This window comes from Bacillus cereus group sp. N11, from assembly GCF_016483605.1.
Taxonomy (GTDB): Bacteria; Bacillota; Bacilli; order Bacillales; family Bacillaceae_G; genus Bacillus_A; species Bacillus_A toyonensis.
In genome coordinates this window covers 229,332-248,059 of record NZ_JAEHBN010000004.1, presented here as the reverse complement: position 1 = coordinate 248,059, position 18,728 = coordinate 229,332, and the positions used below count along the sequence as shown (strand labels likewise).

Here is an 18,728-nt window from a genome sequence, read left to right as displayed (position 1 = left end):
GCGTTTTATTAATTAATTTGTTTTTATATAAATAGATAGTAACTACTCCCCCCCCGTTCTTCTCTATATTTTGATCATACACATTGAAAATCTCTTTTTTCTTACTCCTTCCTTACAAATTCCTTACGTTCAAAATCACTTCTATATTTCGGTGGTTTTTATTTTAAGAAAACTTAGTTCTATTAACTTGATCGCAATGGAATAGCACCAAATGCCCATCAACTGAAGAAAAGTAAATGCCTCGAAAATGAAAATACTGCACATTTTGCTTGATGGACATAGGGACCGACTCCTTAGTATAACCTTTTTACCATATAAATATATATTACGTATTATAATTATAAAACCTAAAAAATTTCTTATTTTTCAGAAAAATAAAACAATAAATTAGGATTTATTGTATAATGTTGTAAAAAGATGTCGGAGGGATTTTATGTTACATACAATAACTCAATTCACAATTAAGCTTTCATCAATTCTTTTATCACTCTTACTATTATTAAATTTACCTTATTTATTTATCACTCAACAAGGATTTACCTTTCAACCAATATATTTTTTTAATCAGATCGTTACTATGTTAAAAGAGGTTTTCTCCCCTGAATCATTAGTGGTTATCGGCTCAGACCCGAAATTTGGTAGTTTCAAAAAAACACCATTATTCCCAACTGTTTTAGAACCTTACCTATATTCATTTACTGTATTATTTTTAGCCTTTTTACTTGCGCTCTTTCTATCTTCTAGCATGGCATTTTTTTATTTTTTAGCAAAAGATTATATAAAAAAATGGATAAACCGAATTGTGTTCATATTAGAAGCTGTCCCTGATATGATGATGATGATTTGTTTGCAAATATTTTTCATATGGGTACTTCAGAAATTCGGGGAATCTCCTGTCACCATTATTTCTTTTAATGAAAATCGAGCTTATTTACTCCCTATTTTATCTTTAGCTGTCTTACCTACATTACAAATGTTTCGGATGATGGTGTTATACATAAAAGAAGAACATGGAAAACATTACGTAGAGGTTGCATATGGAAAAGGCCTTTCATCAAGTTATATACTATGCATTCATTTATTCAAAAATATATCTATCCACTTCTTCCATCATTTAAAAACGATTTTTGTTTTCTTACTGTCTAACTTATTCATTTTAGAATTTGTTTTTAATATGCAAGGTATTATTCAATTTTTATTTAATAAGGCGTTTATTTCACCACCAGCTGCATTTATCATACTTGTTATGATTATTTTACCGTTTTATGCCATTTTTCAAATAATCTCATTCATGATGAATAGATGGCAAAATCAATTGAAAGGAGCAACATTATGAAATCTATTTGGAAATCAAAACGCTTTTTAATCGGCTTTACTTATTTATTCATACTTATTTCAGCTAGTTTTATTTATAGTTGGTTCTTTAAAGATAACATCCCAAAACCTCCTCAGTTACTTTACAATGACAATAACGAATTACTTGGAAAGGCCCCCTTTCCACCATCGTTAATACCGCCTTTTGGATCTGATCGTTTTGGAGAATCTGTTTTCTTACAAATTGTAGAAGGAGCAAAATTCACTATTTTATTAGCCGTGGCAATTAGCTTCTTTCGAATTTTATGCGGAACATGTATAGGAATCCTCTTAAGTTTATACGCTCCAAAACTCAAGAGATTTTTCCAGGCATGCTCAGAAGTTTTTTATTATATTCCAACTCTATTTATCGCATTCATACTCATCACGCCCGTTAATATTGTAATCACATCAAATGCCGATGGGTTAGATCCAAATATTTCATTTACGTTTTATCAAGTACTCGTACTTATTTTCGTCGCTCTGCCTACACTTTCTTTATATATATCCTCAGAGGTGGATGAATTTATGAAACGAGATTACATCTTAAGTTCACAATTACTGGGTGCTAGCCGTTTTCATATTATCAAAAAACACTTACGAGTCTTATTACTTGACCGCTTATTTGTGTTATTCATGGAACATATCGTCCAAACACTCATACTCGTTATCCATTTAGCGTTGCTTAACATTGTAATTGGCGGGATACAAATGCGTGAACTCTATGACGGAGTGCTCAGACCTGTTTCTATATCTAATGATTGGGCAGGCCTTATTGGATTAAATCGTAATGAAATGAATCTTTCATGGTGGATTATTTTTTATACTCTCGCTTCATTCTTTATTACGATTCTATTTATTAAGCTTATGACAATCGGGATTCAAGATGCACTGAAAGCAAGAGATTCGCAAGTTGTAGCAACTCAAAACGTTCCAGATCATAAAAAGTTTGTTAAAAATAAAGATTCTTTTTCGTTTGCAAATAAAGTGAACTTTTAATCATATCTCCTCAATCAAGTATGAATTGGCATTGATATTAGTAGAATATAAAGAAGATGATCCCTATTGAATACAGGAATCATCTTTTTTATGCCGTCTAACTTTTTTACATGACCTTTGCTAGACTCATGCTTTTTATATTTAAAATGAATTATTTACAATCACAACTATTCTGTTTAAAATCGATTACCATACGCCCTTGAATTTTACCTTGTTCCATTTCTTCGAATACATTTTGTACTTTATCTAGAGAACACGTTTGAACAACCGGTACTACTTTTCCTTCTGCACCGAACATAAATGCCTCTTCGAGATCCTTACGAGTACCTACTAGAGAGCCAACTACTTCAATTCCGTCTAGTACAAGTCGTGGAATGTTTAAATCCATAGTTTCTACTGGTAACCCTACCGCAACTACTTTACCACAGGCACGTACTGCATCAACCGCTGAGTTGAATGCTACTTTAGAAACGGCTGTTACTACAGCAGCATAAGCACCACCAAACTCATCTTGCACAATCTTATCAGCAGGACCTTGAGAAATTGGATTGATAGTCATATCAGCACCAACCTCTTTTGCTAAGGCTAATTTATCGTCATTAATATCTACTGCAATTACCTTTGCACCAAATACGTTTTTAGCATATTGGATAGCTAAGTTACCTAATCCACCACAACCATAGATGACGATAGGTTGACCAGGTTTAATATCTGATACTTTAATAGCTTTATATGTAGTTACGCCTGCACATGTAATTGATGATGCTTGAGCAGGATCTAATCCTTCTGGTACTTTCACTGCATAATCAGCTGTAACGATACATTGTTCAGCCATACCACCATCTACTGAATAACCAGCATTTTTAACTTCACGACAGAATGTCTCTCTACCAGTTACGCAATATTCACAACGTCCACAAGATTGGAACATCCATGCAATACTTACACGGTCACCAACCTTAAGTGAAGTTACATCATCAGCAAGTTTAGTAACAATACCTACACCTTCATGACCAAGGATGCGGCCATCCGTGTTACCAAAATCATGATTCGCAACGTGTAAATCAGTGTGGCAAACCCCACAATACTCTACATCTACTAACGCTTCACCTGAATGTAACGGACGTAATTCTTTTTCGATAACCTCGATGTTCGCTTTGCTGTTTTTATTAACCACTACTGCTTTCATATGTGATCTCCCCTTTAGTGTTTTAGAGTTTTAATGAGTTCATCTCACAACTACTGTCCTCACTATTTTGGCTAATTATTGCGCCAAATTTAAATGTTCAATCATCATTACATGTTCATCATAACATGACATTTCATAAGTAAATTGTGAAATTATGAACAATGTTTGAATTATTGCATAAATCGATTTCTTAACTGAATTAAAGATGAGAGTTTATGAATATAAGTAGGTCGCATTTTTCTACAGGAAAATAAATCAACTACATTTAGAGATTATATAATCAAACGATCCACCAATATAAAAAGCTCTTCATTTGAAGAGCTTTTTATATTCGCTTCATCGAAATTGTTTCACGTATACTTTGTAAATTTTGTAATGTTTCCTCTTGTCGTTGCAACGACAATCCTACATACAAAGTATCTAATAAACTTAGCTGCGCTAAGCGTGATGAACTTGCTTCCGTACGAAATTCTGTTTCACGTGTTGAAGTATAAAGTGTTATATCAGCAAGTTGACTTAGTGCTGATTTCTGATAGCTCGTAATTGCAATAATGCAAGCTCCTCTTGCTTTTGCTACTTCTAACGCTTCCAATAATCCTTTATTACTACCAGAATGAGAAATTGCAATGATTACTGCTTCTTTTGTAAGTAAACCAGCACCCATAATTTGAAAATGAGAATCTGTATGAGCAATACAAGAAATACCCGTTCTCATAAATTTATGATATGCATCCATCGCAATAATTCCAGAGCCACCATTTCCGTAAAACTCAATTCGGTTCGCTTCTTGCAAAGCTCGTACAGCTTTCTCAAGTGCGGTGTCATTTAACAAATGTAATGTATCTTGCAGTCCTGTAATATGCGAATGAAAAACTTTTTTAGCAACTGTTACCATACTATCTTCTGCTGATACTTCTTCATGAATATTTTGCATCGGTGTATGTACAATTTCACGAGCTAATGTAATTTTCAAATCTTGAAACCCTTGCAAACCAAGGTGTTTACATAAGCGGAATATCGTAGCTTCGGAACTATTCGTAACTTCTGCTAATTCAGTAATAGATTTATGTACAACATCTTGTGGATGTTTCAAAATATGTTCGGCAATACTTCGCAATTTCGGTGACAAACCGTTTAACGAAGCCTGAATCTTTCCAATCCCACTTCTTGTTCCAGGCATAGCATATCTTCCCCTTCCATTGTAGCTATATTGTACCTAATTATTGAAAGAAGAAAAACCTTTATTCGGTATCATACTATTATTTATTTGTTCCTATAAATGTTACCTTAACATATGACACACTTATAACTAGTTTCCCCCATACTTCACCGCATATAATGCAGCTTGTGTACGATCATCTACTTCCAATTTAGCTAAAACGTTTGAAACGTGCGTTTTCACAGTTTGTTCTGTAATGTGAAGCTCTGCTGCAATTTCCTTGTTGCTTCTTCCTTTCGCAATTTCGCGAAGTACCTCTTGCTCTCTTTTCGTTAACATTGAAAAAGGATTTTCTATTTCCTTCTTTACTGCGGAACGCCCCATTAATGCAGGTGTTACTTTCGGGTGAAAATTCGCATTTCCTTGATGTACTGCAATAATAGAAGCGACAAGTTGCTCAGGTTGTACTTCTTTTAATTGATAACCATCTGCTCCAGCTTCAAGTGCTGGTATAACATAATCTTGCTCTGAAAAACTACTTAATATAAGTACCTTTATCGTCTCATCGTATTGCTTTAGACGTTTTGTTGCCTCAATTCCATCCATTTTCGGCATCGATACATCCATTAGCACGACATCCGGTTTTTCTTTTTGCACGAAATGTAATGCCTCTTCGCCATTTTCCGCTTCCCCAATAATTTCAAATTCTTCTCTCGTTTTCAAAAAGAATACAAGTCCTCTTCGAACGATATGATGATCCTCAACTAGTAGCAGTTTAATCTTCAACCTTATTCTCCCCTTCAAATCGGCAATTGAATTTCTATTTTTGTACCCTTTTTTAGCTCTGTTGTAATTTGAAACGATCCCTTCATCAACTGAATACGTTCCTTCATACTTTTCAGACCAAGTGCTGATCCCCTTACTTGTTCTTGTATAAATCCTATTCCATTGTCTTCTATGTAAAAATGTAACTGGTTATTTTCTATTTTTAAAAGAACATGTACCTTTTCACACGAAGCATGCTTTTTACAATTATGTAGCGCCTCTTGGCTAATACGCCATAAAACTTCTTCTATTTCATCCCCAATTGAAACCATCCCATCAATTCGAACTTCCACTTGAACTCCTAATAACTTCCCGTAATTTTGAATTGCTTCTGCTAATCCTTTCTCTAATCCTTCAGGTCTTAATTGCCAAATTAATAGCGTCATCTCTTGTAATGCTTCTTGTGATAATTCTCCAATATAACTTAACATCTCTTGCAATTCTCTATCTTGCGTCATATTCAGAGTACCTTTCGCTGTTAGCATAATAGAAAATAACAATTGTTTTACTGAATCATGTAAATCACGTGCAAGTCGATTTCTTTCCGCTACCACTACATATTTACGTTCTTTCTCAACTAATTGAATACGTTGTATTGTCGTTCCAATTTGAAATGCAATCGCTTCTAATAACGCTAACTCTTCCTCAGAAAAATGAGTCTTATGAGGTGCAGCCACATTTAATAGACCAAATTTCTCTGATCCGGACCTAAGCGGAATTGTCGCATGATGTGTAACATCTTCTGTTTCACCCCAATTACATTCAATCGCATCTTCTATTCGCTTACATTCAATAATATTTGTCGCTTTTTCTAATCTGCCATTCACAAAACGCTCTACACACCAACAGTCTCCTTCACACATCGGCTTCTTCTCTTGCCACGTAAGAGCTGGTGGTAAGTTTTCGTCTACAAGCATACGGTGCTTTCCACTTTCATCAATAAAAAATATCCACCCTGTTTGTAAATTCATAACTTGTAACAATGTATGTAAAACTTTTTCTAACATGTCCTGTAAATTCGTTGCTTCATTTAGCAATTCCGCAATTTCTTTTAATGCTTCTAAACGATGTATCTCTTTTTCTTCAAAGTTCATTCTCATCACCAACTATCATTATAACATTAAGAAATTTCTAAATTCTATAAATAAAAAGAGCTGAATTCCTTCAGCTCTTTTTATTTATCAATCATTTTTTTATTTTCCCTTTAAATTTTGACCGCGTAATTCTTAAACTGAACAACGCCAAGTAATGAAGTTACTTTTAAACCCTCTAAGACTCATCTACATCTATAAATCAGAATTCTAAATGTAAAGCTTTATTTAATTGTCTGACAAAAATTGTTCTCCACGGATATGCTGCAAACTTTCAGTAGTAACGAACATATTCGCTGCTGGCATTTGCACTTGATGTTTATGGAACATAGCCATTAATGCAAACCTTACTTGTCTAGAAGTTTCAAAATAATCTTCTGGTTTAATTAAACCTGTAATACAAAATTCATATCCAACATATTTAAGGTTAGGATTTAAGTCTGTAACACCAACATATTTAAATGGTTCAACAGCCTCATCCTCTACTCTATACAAACTTTGTTCCAAATTTTCATTGCATATCACACATACGTCTTCTAACAATTCCTTAACTCTTGTAGGGTCTTCCTGATAACTTACCGTGATGCGTTCAATTACTCGCATCCACCCTTTATTAAAATTTTGTATCGTTCTAATCTCTCCATGTGGTATGGTAAGTAGTTTTCCTGACCATTCACGTATTTGCATAAAACGAATACTAATTTCCTCAATAGTTCCTGAATTTGTTCCATTAAAAGTAACAAAATCGCCAACGCGAAACTCTTTGTCCGCTAATCTCGCAAAGCCTAATATGACATCTTTTAGCATCTGTTGCGCAGCAAAACCAATGACAACTCCCGCTATCCCTGCACCTGCAATGATACTTTTTATATCTACAAACTGACTAATTAAATAAATGATTAGACTGATGATAATGATATATCTAAAAATAGATCGAATGACACTTTGAATCGTCTGCTCTACCTCTTCATCAAAAAAGCTGGACTTTCTAAAAAACCAATCAATAATGCGATTAATAACAAACGAAATAATGATAAGAACTAAAGCAAATAGTAAAAATCTTAATAGTAAAAACTCCCTTACATAATTAAAAAACTCCTCCGTATACGCTAATATACTCATCTATCCACTTCCTAATTTTTAAAATTTTCATGTAGAGCTAATCTATTATAATTCCTTATTAATTATCTCAAAATTTTCTTTCGTAACTTTTCCCCTGACCTTTCATTTTACTTTCTTAACTATGTATTTGTATCCCTAGTACATCTTCAACAATATAACCCTTTCATTAATCTTTCAACTTCTGATGCCCTTTTCTATTTACTATAAATATACCCTTTTTAATAATCTAAAGGGAGATTACAATAGAAATTTTTATAAACAACTTTGTAATACTTACCTCATTTAAAGGAATACATTCACATAACACCGAATCATTCATTTGATACTTTTTTCACGGAGGTTACAATTAATGGGGTATATCGAAGAACTAAGAGAAATTGTTGGATCAAGACCACTCAATTTAGCAGGAGTTGCTGTAGCTGTTTTAAATGACCAAGGACAAATATTACTACAACAAAGACGAAATGGCATGTGGGGTGTTCCTGGAGGTTTTGTGGAACTTGGTGAATCCACAGAATAAGCCGGAAGACGAGAAGTACTTGAAGAAACAGGTATTGAAATTGGTATACTTCAGTTAGTAAGTGTATTTTCAGGTAAAGAGTTTTTTGTGAAATTAGCGAATGGAGATGAATTTTATCCTATAACAATCGCTTACCTTTGCAAAGACATTAAAGGTGGCTTGCTAAAAGCTGACGGAGTTGAATCATTACATGTACAATTTTTTGATTTAAATGGGCTACCAGAAAACATTAGCCCTTTCATAAAAAAACTAATTGAGCAAAATGTCGTCTCAATTTAAACGTAAAAAGAGGCCTTTTCAAAGGCCTCTTTTTCACTTCACTTCTGCATGTAAACAAGATTTAAAATGTCCAAGTGCATATTCATGTCCTTGCGCATTAAAAGATGCAACTGCCTTTTCATATACAACAATTTTAAATCCTTTATTATAAGCATCTACTGCTGTATGAAGAACACAAATATCAGTGCACACCCCTACAAGATGAACTTCTTCTATTCCTCGTTCTCTCAACTTCATCTCTAGATCTGTTCCAGCAAATGCACTGTATCGCGTTTTATCCATATAATATACATTCGCATCATTTTTATATTTTTCGTATACATCTTGTAATTCACCGAATAAGTCTCTTCCATTTGTACCTGCTATATTATGAGGAGGGAACAACTTTACTTCTGGATGATATTCATCATTTTCTTCATGTTTGTCGATTGCAAACACTACATAATCTCCATTTTCAATATATTGCTTCGTTATATGTACAAGTTCCTTCTCAATTTCTTGACCTGGTTTTCCGCAAGTTAAAGCACCTTTTTCAGCTACAAAATCATATGTATAATCGATATTAATAAGAGCTCGTTTCATAACTACTATCTCTCCTTCTCCTGTTTCACAATAAACAATAGAAAATTTGTTATTACGACATCGTATGTACTATTCGACATTTCAAATGAAATACCTACATTTTTCTTGCAAAACTTAACTTAATCTAAGTTTATCATAAAACAGATATACTATGACAAAACATACTGTTCCTATTAGCATGTCATGGATTTGATAATTGAGCGTAACTTCAACCACCTCGTGTAAAGTAAACCAGATTATCGAAATCATCATACTAAGCAAGATGATACGAACAAATCACTGCACACCTTCAACCTCTTTCTCTTTCTTAGTAGTAAAGAGTAATTTCTTACTATTCATACGTACTAGAAAGTGAAACAAATTATTCTCAACAACCCATTTATATCCAAATTAAAAAGTACACTACTACTTTAAGTAATGTACTTTTTATCCATAATTAAGATGCTGGCTTCGTTTCAAACGTCGCTTGATTAAAGCTAATGACTTTTCCTTTTGGGTCATTATTTTCAAACTGAGCTGCAGTAATCGTATGACTACCTGTCTCAAGTGTCTTTTCTTTTAATTGTACTGTTGTCTGTGTTGTACTAGTTACTTGATGTTTATCAGCAAATATTTGATCTACAAATACGAATGTTTCTTTATCGTTTTGAAAATTAGAAAGTTCTAATTCAACTTGCTGAATTAAAGTATCTTTTTTAATAAATACAGTCGGTGTATTGCCGTTTTCAGAAGTACCATCTGGTGTAATGACTTTTACTATCCCTTCTCCAATTGGTACTGCCCCTTCAGGAAATACAACCATACTCTCCTCACTCGCATTTACAACTTGTTCTTCCTGATTTGACTGTGCATCCTCTTTTTCCTTTGGAGCACCACAGCCTACTAATAACAATACAGACAATCCAGCGATTATGAATTTCTTCAAAATTCATCCCCCCTGTAATTTCATTATAATTTATTATACAAAAATAACTTTGTAATTTTAAAACTATTTTTAACACTTTCATGAACAAATACTAGTAGCTTGCTCACGATTACTGTACCATACTTTCCTTAATAGAACATTAATTTTTTTAATGAAATAAATAGTAATTTTATCTTATTTATCATTTTAGCCCAACAAATTAATAACATACCTATCCAAAATAAAAAGACATTGTTATTTCAATGTCTTTTTATTTTGGTGATTAAAAAATAAACGTTGTAATCTCATCTACTTCTTTTCTTGGAAGTTTCTTCGGTTTATCTTTCGGATAACCGAGTGAAATAACCATATTTATTTGTTTTTCGGTCTCAATTTGAAAATATTGTCTTAGTTCTTTTTGAGCTAACAATACAGGCCCTGTCATTGGACACGTACCAAGACCCTTCGCATGTGCAGCCAGCATTAAGTTTTGTGCCGCTAAACAGCTACTCTTAATTCCTTCCTCTTCCCACACTGCATCCGGAACGAAGGCAATTGGATCAAATATCTTTTCACGAAACTTTGATTCATAAGGTGTTGCCAAACATACGATTAATACTGGTGCCTCAGAGAAAGCTGTTGCATATGGCCCGAAAGAACGTGTAAGTAATTTCCCTGCTTTCTCTTCTCCATTTTCTGCTGCTTTTGCCGCAAGTTTATGTAATGCATCCCAAGTCATTTGTTCAATTTCTTTAATTTTCTCTCGATTCATAATGACTAAGAACTCCCACGTTTGCGAGTTCGTATCACTCGGTGCATAACGAGCGCAATCAATAATTTCTTTTATATCACTAGTAGATACTTCTTGTTCTGTAAACTTTCTAACACTTCTTCTTCCGTGGATTACCTCTTTAAAAGCTTCATAATTCATACATTAAATCCCCTTTTACAGCGTTTTCAAAACCTGTCCTATGTTTGAATTATATCATGAAAAAAAGCTGGGGGAATACCAGCTTTTTTCTTCATTATTAATTTGTCACTTTAAACAAACTAATACTTTCTTCATATGCAGATTGTAGTTTTTTCGTAATTGGCCCTCTTTCGCCGCTAGCAAACTGTTCATCGCCAATTTGAACAACCGGGAATATTTCGAGTGGTGTCGCTGTAAAAAAGCACTCATCCGCCTCATATACCTCTTGTAATGAAAATTCTCGTTCTTCTACTTCGATATGTAACTCTTTCGCTAATGTTATAACATAATGGCGAGTAATACCATGCAAAATAAAGTGATCAGCTGGATGTGTAATCAGTTTATCATTTTTTACTATGAAAAAATTAGAATGACATCCCTCTGTTACAACTCCATCTCGCACTAAAATCGCTTCTTGATATCCTTGTTCATTTATTTTATTTTTAATCATGATATTAGGAAGTAGATTTAATGATTTTATATGACAAAATTTCCATCTTATATCCTCCTCTACCGTTACTTTTATACCGACTTCCATCGTAGCGACTGGTCTTGGGAACGAAACAATATTTGCAAAATACGTTGGTTGAAGGTCTTTTTCATATACATGGTTTCTTGCTTGAGCACCTCTTGATATTTGTAAATATACATTACCATCTTCTTGAAATTGATTTTTTTCAATCATTTGATGTAGCTCTTCTACTAACTCTTCCTTTGTAAATGGTGCAATGAGTTTAATTTCTTCCATTGATTTAAAAAAACGCTCCAAATGTAAATCTAATAAATGTGGCTTCCCATCGTATAGTCTGAATACCTCATATATACCATCACCAAATTGGAAACCTCGCTCTTCTAATGCAACCATCGGCTGTTCTTCCTTTGTATTTACAATTCTCCCATTAAACAAAATCCAATCTTTATGAGTAGCTTTCATTCCTTCCCACTCCTTTATTACGTGATTGATTTTATTGTACAACTTAAAACGACTGAAAAAAAGGAATTTTCTGTATTTATATAAATAAAAAGTGCATCACCTATTTAAAGTGATGCACTCAGCCATTCATTTATCCCGCTATTGACGGGCAGTAAAACTCTCACCTCAAGGTTAGGTGGGAGATAACGGCCCGTAATTGCCTGATTGGTTCAACTTTATTTCAGAAAATATTTTTCAATATCATCTAGCATTAGGTTTGCTGCTTTAATACCGCCTGCTGTATTCCAAATTACTTCATCTACTTGGAATACTTTATTATTTTTAGAGGCTTGTAGCTGCTTAAAGAGTGGGTCTTCTGTCCATTCTTTTGCTAACGTGTTTCCTTCATTCTTCTTATCGCCATCTTTATCAGATGTGAAATAGAATAAGTAGTCCCCGTCCATATTTGGAATTTGTTCTTTTGTAATTCCTTTTATCGCAAATTCATCTTTATCTTGTAATGGTGGTCGTTTAAATCCAATATCGTTTAAAACAACACCTGAGAATGAGTTCTTTTGATATATACGAACATCACCTGGAACGAAGCGAATAATAGAAACTTTAGAGCTTAATTTATCTCCTAGCTTCTCTTTCATTCCTTCAATACGCTTTTTATAATCTTCAATTGCCTTTTGACCTTCTTTTTCTTTATTTACAGCCTTTGTATAGAGCGTAAAGTTTTCCTTCCAATCTCCACGCAATGTTTCAGCGTATACAGTTGGCGCGATTTCTTTCAATTGTTCATATATTTTTTCATGACGCATTTTATTCCCGATAATTAAATCCGGCTTAAGCTTCATTACTGCCTCTAAATTAATATCACGCTCAGTTCCTACAACTTTCGTATCTTTTAACTCTTTCGCTAAATGAGGGTACCATTCATCACCCGCACGCGGTTTCGTAGTTCCAACTGGCGTTACTCCCACAGCTAGAAGAGCCTCTGCACCTTCATTTGTTAAAACAACAACTTTTTTAGGTGTGCCATTTACTGTTGTTTCCCCCATTGCATGCTTTACAGTATAAGAATCTTTCGCTTTAGCTGATGGATCATTTTCTTTTTTTTCTTCTTTACTACACCCTGCGATTATAACCATAAGTATCATAATGCAGAACATAAACATTTTTTTAGTATGTAACATATGTCCTCCCTAGATGAAATCGATTATCATTAACAACTAAAGGTTAATGTATATTACATACATTGTCAATGTATATCAGAGAACTTTTTTAATATATACTATTTAGATTCTATCCGTTATTCAAATGTTTCTTTTTGAAACTATCTGTGTAAGTATGTAAATAATGGCCGTTCTTAAAATGCGTATCTATGTTATATATAGATACGCATTCATATTACATTATAAATTTATTTCCTAATATTGATTATATTTAATATATGATGGATCATTATACACCCACTGATTTCCACCAAGGTTCAACCAACTGTTTTGATTAATAAATACTAAATAAGATTCTGGTTTATTTAATTTACGAATTACTGAAGATGATGTTGATGGACCACTTCTTAAATTCACATTCGTTCCTTGTATATATGCGACACCGATTGCGCTACCATCACTATTGCTCGTCTTTACAAAATTAATGTAAGACGGGTCATAATACACCCACTGTCCGTTACCTAAGTCTAACCATCCGTTACTTTCTTGATATACGACATACGATTCTGGAGAGTTTAATTGGCGAATTACTGAAGATGATGTTGATGGGCCACTTCTTAAATTTACATTTTTCCCAAGTATATAAGCAATTCCCTTCGTTTGTGGTGTTGGCTGAGGGTTTGGAGGTTGTGGATTTGGAGGATTTGGATACGGAGCTACTCCAAAAATAGCTGCTATTCCGTTTACATATGCTTGACATAGATCTTCAATAAATTGTGGGTTTTTCAATAAATTTGCATCAAACGTTGTATCAATAAAAGCAGTCTCAGTTAAAATTGCATCCATTGCAGTCTCTCTTAGTACTGCATAATTTGCTTTTTTTGCCCCTCGGTCACGAAGGCCGTATTTTGTTAATACAGGATTGACTGCTGCATGAATTTTTTGTTGCTTTGCATATGCGGAGCTACTGTTAGATAACCCATCATAAATATAACTTTCAAATCCAGTTCCACCGCCACTATTTATATGAAATGAGATAAAGTAATCTGCTCCAAAAGAATTAGCGATATTAGCACGTTCTGATAAAGAGATAAATACATCACTATCACGTGTCATTTTAATAGTAATTGGGTAGTTTGCAGATAGAATGTCTCGCACACGTCTCGCTATTTGAAGTGTTAAGTTTTTTTCTACTAAACCATTACCAACAGCACCAGAATCATATCCACCGTGACCTGCGTCGATTACAAGTTTCATATCACTGTCTCGTTCCTTTCTTTCGTGTAATAGGTTTATACATTGCTACTCGTCCTATTTTATGTAAAATGTACAAGTTCCGTTACAATTACAAATAAAAAACCACCTTATGTAAGGCGGTTTCTATCATCTTGCTTTAACCAATTTAAAATAAATATATACGATTGATAGTGAATATAACGTATGCAAAATAAAATAAATAAAAGACCCATTCCAACACCGCTGTATAACAAACCGAACTTTAAAAAAATGTTCAAAAGTGGCGGGAAATTAGTAATATTTTGTACTGTAACAAGCATGCAAAACAAAATAAAAAACACAGGTACATATTGTAATTCGTACGGCTTTCTTTTCTTACTAGCTCTTTTCCGAATGAACTTATGGCTTAGTTCTGCCAAAATAAAACATCCTCCAATTAATACAAGACCAGAAGTCATTATCATGTATCCACCTGCCTTATATTTATTTTAGCACATTACTAATCATCGTTATATTTTCTTCACGTATGTTCCATCTTCTTCATTAAAGCCAAAGCTCTCTATGAAAATTTTTGCTTGTTCTGTTAATTCCTTTTGTAACACTTTTATCTCTTTCACACCTCTTTGTTTCATCATCTCTTCAAATGTAAAATACGTATTTGTTCCATATCCGTAACTTTGATAATCAAAATGAATTATTAATTGAGATAAAACTACACTCTCTTCTTGAACACTGTAATCTATTACACCAATATATGTATCATCAACTTTTACGCAATACTGCACCTGTTTCTCACTTACATTATGCGAGCGGAACATTTCTTTAACAACGCTTTCATTTTCTACTGTTACTTTTTCAAACGCAATCATATGTTGTCCATCCTTTTACTATTATTGTATCAATAATACGTTCTATTTATGAAAAAAAACCTTAAGACCATATGCGGTCTTAAGGTTTTTCTTATTAAACTAAGCTATACGCACGTTTTGTTTCTTCGTGGAACTTATTCGTATCGTATTTATGCTCAACATAAATTTGGTGCCAAACCATAAACGCAAGTACAGTCCAAATTTTACGGCTATAATCGCCTTTATCTGCACAATGTGCTTCCAGTAAGTTTAATACATACTGTTTGTCGATTAAATGATCTGTTTTACTTTCGTTTATAATATTTATAGCCCAGTCATGCATTTCATCTTTTAACCAGTGACGAATTGGTACCGGGAATCCAAGTTTTTTACGATCTAACACGTGATCTGGAACGATTCCGCGTGCTGCTTCACGTAAAATAGCTTTCGTAGTTCCGTTAGCAATCTTTAATTCAGTTGGAATTTTTGATGCAACATCGAATACTTCTTTATCTAAGAACGGTACACGAAGTTCTAATGAGTTTGCCATTGTCATTTTATCAGCTTTTAATAAAATGTCACCACGTAACCACGTGAACATGTCAATGTACTGCATTTTACTTACATCATCATAATCTTTAATCTCGTTATACAATGGTTTCGTGATATCCATATAGTTAACACTTTCATTGTAGAACTTCATTAATTCCGCTTTCTCTTCTTCACGGAAGATTTTCGCGTTTCCATAGTAGCGCTCCTCAATTGGCGTACATCCACGCTCTAGGAAGCTCTTTCCTTTAAATCCTTCTTTAAGAGCACCGCTTAATGCTTTTAGAACGCTCTTACCTGGGCTAGGAATGTACGAGAACATTTTTAGTGAGTTTGGCTCACGGTAAATGTTATAACCACCAAATAGCTCGTCTGCGCCTTCCCCTGAAAGAACAACTGTTACATGTTTACGTGCTTCTTTTGCAACGAAGTACAATGGTACAGCTGCTGGATCTGCTAAAGGATCATCCATATGCCAAATAATTTTTGGGAACTCATCCATAAATTCTTTCGCTGAAATAAATACGTTATGGTTTTTAACGCCTAATTTCTCAGCAGTTTCTTTCGCAACATCAACTTCACTGAAACCACGTTGTTCAAAACCAACAGAGAACGTTAAAAGGTTCGGATTCATTTCTCTTGCGATAGAAGCGATAATAGATGAATCGATACCACCAGATAAGAATGAACCTACTGGTACATCACTTCGCATATGTACTTTTACTGAATCGTATAATACATCACGAATTGCTTGGATATGCTCTTCTTTCGTTGCGCTTGAAGCATTGAAATAAGGCTTCCAGTAGCGATGGATTTCCATCTCTTTACCGATTTCCTTTACGAAATAATGACCAGGCTCAATTTTATTAACATCAATTGTTAATGTTTCTGGTTCTGGACCATATTGGTACGTAAAGTAATGTTGTAGTGACGTTGGGTTTACCCCTTTGTCTTCCATTACATGCATAATACTTTTCTTCTCAGATGCGAAGAATGTAGTATCACCTTGTTGCGCGATATATAATGGTTTAATACCAAAGTGGTCACGTGCACCGAAAAGTTTCTTTTCTTCACGATCCCAAATCATAAATGCAAACATACCACGAAGATAGTCTACACATTTTTCTTTCATATGTGCATACAATGCAATGATAACTTCTGTATCAGATTGCGTTGCGAAAGTCGCACCTTTTTCAAGTAACATTTCGCGTAATTCTACATAATTGTAAATTTCACCATTAAAAATAATTACATATCGATCATTTTCATAAGTTAGCGGCTGATGTCCTGCCTCTAAGTCAATGATACTTAAACGGCGGAAGCCAAATTGTACATGTTCATCACGAAAATATCCTTCGTCATCTGGACCGCGGTGGAAAATCATCGTGTTCATATTTTCAAATTGATGTTTTTCTGTTTCTGAAAACTCTCTAGGGTTTTCACATAAACATCCTACAAAACCACACATACTTCTTACCCTCTTTCGGTTTTCATTCTGTTTCTATACTACTATATCAACCCTATTTATACTAGCATAATCAACTCAATATGGCGACCAAAAACTATAAAAAAATCACTCCATTTCACATTTTTAACATTTTTTTATGAAAACATGAAAATTAGGCAATCACCTTTCTCCGCTTTTGTCATATGATATTGCAAATTGATTTCTAGGAGGGAATACCATGAGTGAAGAAAAAAAAGATTCTTCTCGTCCACCGGTTCGCAATTATTTAAAGCAAATTGATGATTTTTTTGAGCAAACACCTCTTCGCAATGTAATCGCTGATTTGAATCATTTTTTCCAAAAAGGAAATCGTTTATTAACATTCCCTGTAGATTTATATGAAGTTGATGAAGAACTCGTTGTTACCGCTGAACTACCGGGTATACAAAAAGAGCAAATTCAAATTGAAATACAAACCGAATACTTAAAAGTCTCTGTAAAAGAAGAAATACTTGAAGAGGCAGAAGAACAAACATCTCATAACTATTATCGCCGAGAACGGTCTATTTCAGAAGCCGCAAGAATGATTAAATTGCCTTATTCCATTAATAAAAAAGCAGCGAAAGCTTCCTATCAAAATGGTGTGTTAGAAATTCGTGCACCGAAACTTCCACAACAGCATGACATTTTATCTATAGACTAATGTAAAAAAATAAGGGTGCTACGCACCCTTATTTTTAATCCACTAATCGCTTCATATCACGTATTATATCTTCGTACGGTGTATTACTAATACCGCTATACTTTTTCATTACTTTTCCATTTTGATCAATTAAATAAAATGATGTACCATGTATTACTTGACCGTTCTCTGGCTTATCTACAAGTGATTGGAAATTATCTTTTGAAAACTTTGTAATATCTTCTAACGAATAACCCGTCAATAAATTCCAATTACTAGTATCTTCTGTAAACTTTTGAATGAAAGCTTTCAGATTTTCTGGTTTATCAAGATCTGGATCTACACTAAACGAGACAAACTGAACGTCTAACTTCTCTTCCTTTGCCATCTTCTGTAATTTTGCCATATTAGCAGTCATTGGCGGACAAACTGTTTGACAGTTTGTGAACATAAAATCTGCAACCCATACTTTCCCTTTTAAATCTTTTGTACCAAATTGTTTTCCATCTTGATTTGTGAATTGGAAAGTTTCTAAATCCCAATTTAATGGTTTACGAAGCTTTGAGCCTGATCCACTACATCCAGCGAGTACAAATAGACAAAATACAACCATAAGACCAATTAGTTTTTGATAACGCTTCATTTATAAACCTCTTTTCTCTATCCTAAATTTAAATAGGTTATGCTCATCATAACAAAAGTTAACACTACGAGAAAATTGTTTACTGCATTTGTTCACGAAATCGTACGAATTTACGTATGATACTTCTTAATTTCAAGCGAATTACTAGACAAAATATGTTTTTTCACTATTATTTCTCTAAATCGTATTCGCAAAACAAAGCTCATTGTTAAAATTGTAAATACCTCTCCCTATTTTTT

At 33.8% G+C, this 18,728-nt stretch carries 18 protein-coding genes and 2 pseudogenes; 4 read left to right on the top strand and 16 right to left on the bottom strand.

The window, feature by feature from the left end; genetic code table 11:
* The first annotated feature begins 433 nt into the window (after positions 1-433).
* Together JDS98_RS09025 and JDS98_RS09020 are read left to right on the top strand one after the other, a co-directional pair.
* The gene (locus JDS98_RS09025; protein ID WP_000903311.1) at positions 434-1,336 is read left to right on the top strand and encodes an ABC transporter permease subunit; all 903 of its coding nucleotides are present in this window, start codon (positions 434-436) and stop codon (positions 1,334-1,336) included.
* Positions 1,333-2,352: an ABC transporter permease gene (locus tag JDS98_RS09020; RefSeq protein WP_000836570.1), complete on the top strand. Its 1,020-nt coding sequence runs from the start codon at positions 1,333-1,335 to the stop codon at positions 2,350-2,352. The genes JDS98_RS09025 and JDS98_RS09020 overlap by 4 nt, the downstream gene beginning before the upstream one ends.
* A 151-nt stretch (positions 2,353-2,503) precedes the next feature.
* On the opposite strand, the gene adhP is transcribed toward JDS98_RS09020, so the two are convergent.
* From adhP to JDS98_RS08995, 5 genes are all read right to left on the bottom strand, one after another.
* Positions 2,504-3,541: an alcohol dehydrogenase AdhP gene (gene adhP / locus JDS98_RS09015; RefSeq protein WP_000649126.1), complete on the bottom strand. Its 1,038-nt coding sequence runs from the start codon at positions 3,539-3,541 to the stop codon at positions 2,504-2,506.
* Between the two features lie 325 nt (positions 3,542-3,866).
* Positions 3,867-4,721, bottom strand: coding sequence for a MurR/RpiR family transcriptional regulator (locus JDS98_RS09010; RefSeq protein ID WP_001119636.1), 855 nt, complete (start codon positions 4,719-4,721; stop codon positions 3,867-3,869).
* A 129-nt stretch (positions 4,722-4,850) separates the two neighbouring features.
* Positions 4,851-5,486 (bottom strand): two-component system response regulator CasR, encoded by a 636-nt coding sequence (gene casR / locus JDS98_RS09005; protein WP_000694625.1) that lies wholly within the window; start codon positions 5,484-5,486, stop codon positions 4,851-4,853.
* 14 nt (positions 5,487-5,500) lie between these two features.
* Entirely contained in the window at positions 5,501-6,619 is a 1,119-nt protein-coding gene (gene casK / locus JDS98_RS09000; protein ID WP_087971287.1) for a two-component system sensor histidine kinase CasK, read from the bottom strand.
* Between the two features lie 225 nt (positions 6,620-6,844).
* Complete coding sequence (locus JDS98_RS08995; protein ID WP_000025244.1) at positions 6,845-7,738, bottom strand: mechanosensitive ion channel family protein; 894 nt, start codon at positions 7,736-7,738, stop codon at positions 6,845-6,847.
* A 349-nt stretch (positions 7,739-8,087) separates the two neighbouring features.
* On the opposite strand from JDS98_RS08995, the pseudogene JDS98_RS08990 reads away from it, so the two are divergent.
* Positions 8,088-8,537, top strand: a pseudogene (locus tag JDS98_RS08990) (NUDIX hydrolase).
* Positions 8,538-8,570: 33 nt separating this feature from the next.
* Here the strand turns inward: JDS98_RS08990 and JDS98_RS08985 are convergent.
* The 10 genes and pseudogenes from JDS98_RS08985 to asnB form a co-directional block, all read right to left on the bottom strand.
* A complete protein-coding gene (locus JDS98_RS08985) occupies positions 8,571-9,119 on the bottom strand; it encodes a cysteine hydrolase family protein (RefSeq protein WP_000816780.1) in 549 nt (182 codons plus the stop codon).
* Positions 9,120-9,233: 114 nt separating this feature from the next.
* Positions 9,234-9,479: pseudogene (locus JDS98_RS30575) on the bottom strand (hypothetical protein).
* A gap of 76 nt (positions 9,480-9,555) precedes the next feature.
* Positions 9,556-10,044, bottom strand: a complete 489-nt coding sequence (locus JDS98_RS08980; protein ID WP_000713449.1) for a putative periplasmic lipoprotein — start codon at positions 10,042-10,044, stop codon at positions 9,556-9,558.
* A 262-nt stretch (positions 10,045-10,306) separates the two neighbouring features.
* Positions 10,307-10,954, bottom strand: a complete 648-nt coding sequence (locus tag JDS98_RS08975; protein ID WP_001105130.1) for a nitroreductase family protein — start codon at positions 10,952-10,954, stop codon at positions 10,307-10,309.
* A gap of 97 nt (positions 10,955-11,051) precedes the next feature.
* Entirely contained in the window at positions 11,052-11,927 is an 876-nt protein-coding gene (gene dat, locus JDS98_RS08970) for a D-amino-acid transaminase (RefSeq protein WP_000648376.1), read from the bottom strand.
* Between the two features lie 215 nt (positions 11,928-12,142).
* A complete protein-coding gene (locus tag JDS98_RS08965; protein ID WP_000903334.1) occupies positions 12,143-13,105 on the bottom strand; it encodes an ABC transporter substrate-binding protein in 963 nt (320 codons plus the stop codon).
* Between the two features lie 234 nt (positions 13,106-13,339).
* Positions 13,340-14,341: an N-acetylmuramoyl-L-alanine amidase gene (locus JDS98_RS08960; RefSeq protein ID WP_199633804.1), complete on the bottom strand. Its 1,002-nt coding sequence runs from the start codon at positions 14,339-14,341 to the stop codon at positions 13,340-13,342.
* 107 nt (positions 14,342-14,448) lie between these two features.
* Complete coding sequence (locus tag JDS98_RS08955) at positions 14,449-14,778, bottom strand: hypothetical protein (protein WP_000200454.1); 330 nt, start codon at positions 14,776-14,778, stop codon at positions 14,449-14,451.
* Positions 14,779-14,829: 51 nt separating this feature from the next.
* Positions 14,830-15,189 (bottom strand): GNAT family N-acetyltransferase, encoded by a 360-nt coding sequence (locus JDS98_RS08950; protein WP_087971295.1) that lies wholly within the window; start codon positions 15,187-15,189, stop codon positions 14,830-14,832.
* 94 nt (positions 15,190-15,283) lie between these two features.
* The gene (gene asnB / locus JDS98_RS08945) at positions 15,284-17,185 is read right to left on the bottom strand and encodes an asparagine synthase (glutamine-hydrolyzing) (RefSeq protein WP_000333815.1); all 1,902 of its coding nucleotides are present in this window, start codon (positions 17,183-17,185) and stop codon (positions 15,284-15,286) included.
* Positions 17,186-17,402: 217 nt separating this feature from the next.
* Between asnB and JDS98_RS08940 the strand changes: the two genes are divergently transcribed.
* Positions 17,403-17,867 (top strand): Hsp20/alpha crystallin family protein, encoded by a 465-nt coding sequence (locus JDS98_RS08940; RefSeq protein ID WP_001288081.1) that lies wholly within the window; start codon positions 17,403-17,405, stop codon positions 17,865-17,867.
* Between the two features lie 34 nt (positions 17,868-17,901).
* Here JDS98_RS08940 and JDS98_RS08935 read toward each other — a convergent pair whose 3' ends face one another.
* A complete protein-coding gene (locus JDS98_RS08935) occupies positions 17,902-18,489 on the bottom strand; it encodes an SCO family protein (protein WP_000833349.1) in 588 nt (195 codons plus the stop codon).
* Between the last annotated feature and the right edge of the window lie 239 nt (positions 18,490-18,728).

What these genes read in the sequence shown, in the direction of transcription:
- JDS98_RS09025 (WP_000903311.1), top strand. Translation starts at nt 434, where the DNA reads ATGTTACATACAATAACTCAATTCACAATTAAGCTTTCATCAATTCTT.
- JDS98_RS09020 (WP_000836570.1), top strand. Translation starts at nt 1,333, where the DNA reads ATGAAATCTATTTGGAAATCAAAACGCTTTTTAATCGGCTTTACTTAT.
- adhP (WP_000649126.1), bottom strand. Translation starts at nt 3,541, where the DNA reads ATGAAAGCAGTAGTGGTTAATAAAAACAGCAAAGCGAACATCGAGGTT.
- JDS98_RS09010 (WP_001119636.1), bottom strand. Translation starts at nt 4,721, where the DNA reads ATGCCTGGAACAAGAAGTGGGATTGGAAAGATTCAGGCTTCGTTAAAC.
- casK (WP_087971287.1), bottom strand. Translation starts at nt 6,619, where the DNA reads ATGAACTTTGAAGAAAAAGAGATACATCGTTTAGAAGCATTAAAAGAA.
- JDS98_RS08995 (WP_000025244.1), bottom strand. Translation starts at nt 7,738, where the DNA reads ATGAGTATATTAGCGTATACGGAGGAGTTTTTTAATTATGTAAGGGAG.
- JDS98_RS08985 (WP_000816780.1), bottom strand. Translation starts at nt 9,119, where the DNA reads ATGAAACGAGCTCTTATTAATATCGATTATACATATGATTTTGTAGCT.
- JDS98_RS08975 (WP_001105130.1), bottom strand. Translation starts at nt 10,954, where the DNA reads ATGAATTATGAAGCTTTTAAAGAGGTAATCCACGGAAGAAGAAGTGTT.
- dat (WP_000648376.1), bottom strand. Translation starts at nt 11,927, where the DNA reads ATGAAAGCTACTCATAAAGATTGGATTTTGTTTAATGGGAGAATTGTA.
- JDS98_RS08965 (WP_000903334.1), bottom strand. Translation starts at nt 13,105, where the DNA reads ATGTTACATACTAAAAAAATGTTTATGTTCTGCATTATGATACTTATG.
- JDS98_RS08960 (WP_199633804.1), bottom strand. Translation starts at nt 14,341, where the DNA reads ATGAAACTTGTAATCGACGCAGGTCACGGTGGATATGATTCTGGTGCT.
- JDS98_RS08955 (WP_000200454.1), bottom strand. Translation starts at nt 14,778, where the DNA reads ATGACTTCTGGTCTTGTATTAATTGGAGGATGTTTTATTTTGGCAGAA.
- JDS98_RS08950 (WP_087971295.1), bottom strand. Translation starts at nt 15,189, where the DNA reads ATGATTGCGTTTGAAAAAGTAACAGTAGAAAATGAAAGCGTTGTTAAA.
- asnB (WP_000333815.1), bottom strand. Translation starts at nt 17,185, where the DNA reads ATGTGTGGTTTTGTAGGATGTTTATGTGAAAACCCTAGAGAGTTTTCA.
- JDS98_RS08940 (WP_001288081.1), top strand. Translation starts at nt 17,403, where the DNA reads ATGAGTGAAGAAAAAAAAGATTCTTCTCGTCCACCGGTTCGCAATTAT.
- JDS98_RS08935 (WP_000833349.1), bottom strand. Translation starts at nt 18,489, where the DNA reads ATGAAGCGTTATCAAAAACTAATTGGTCTTATGGTTGTATTTTGTCTA.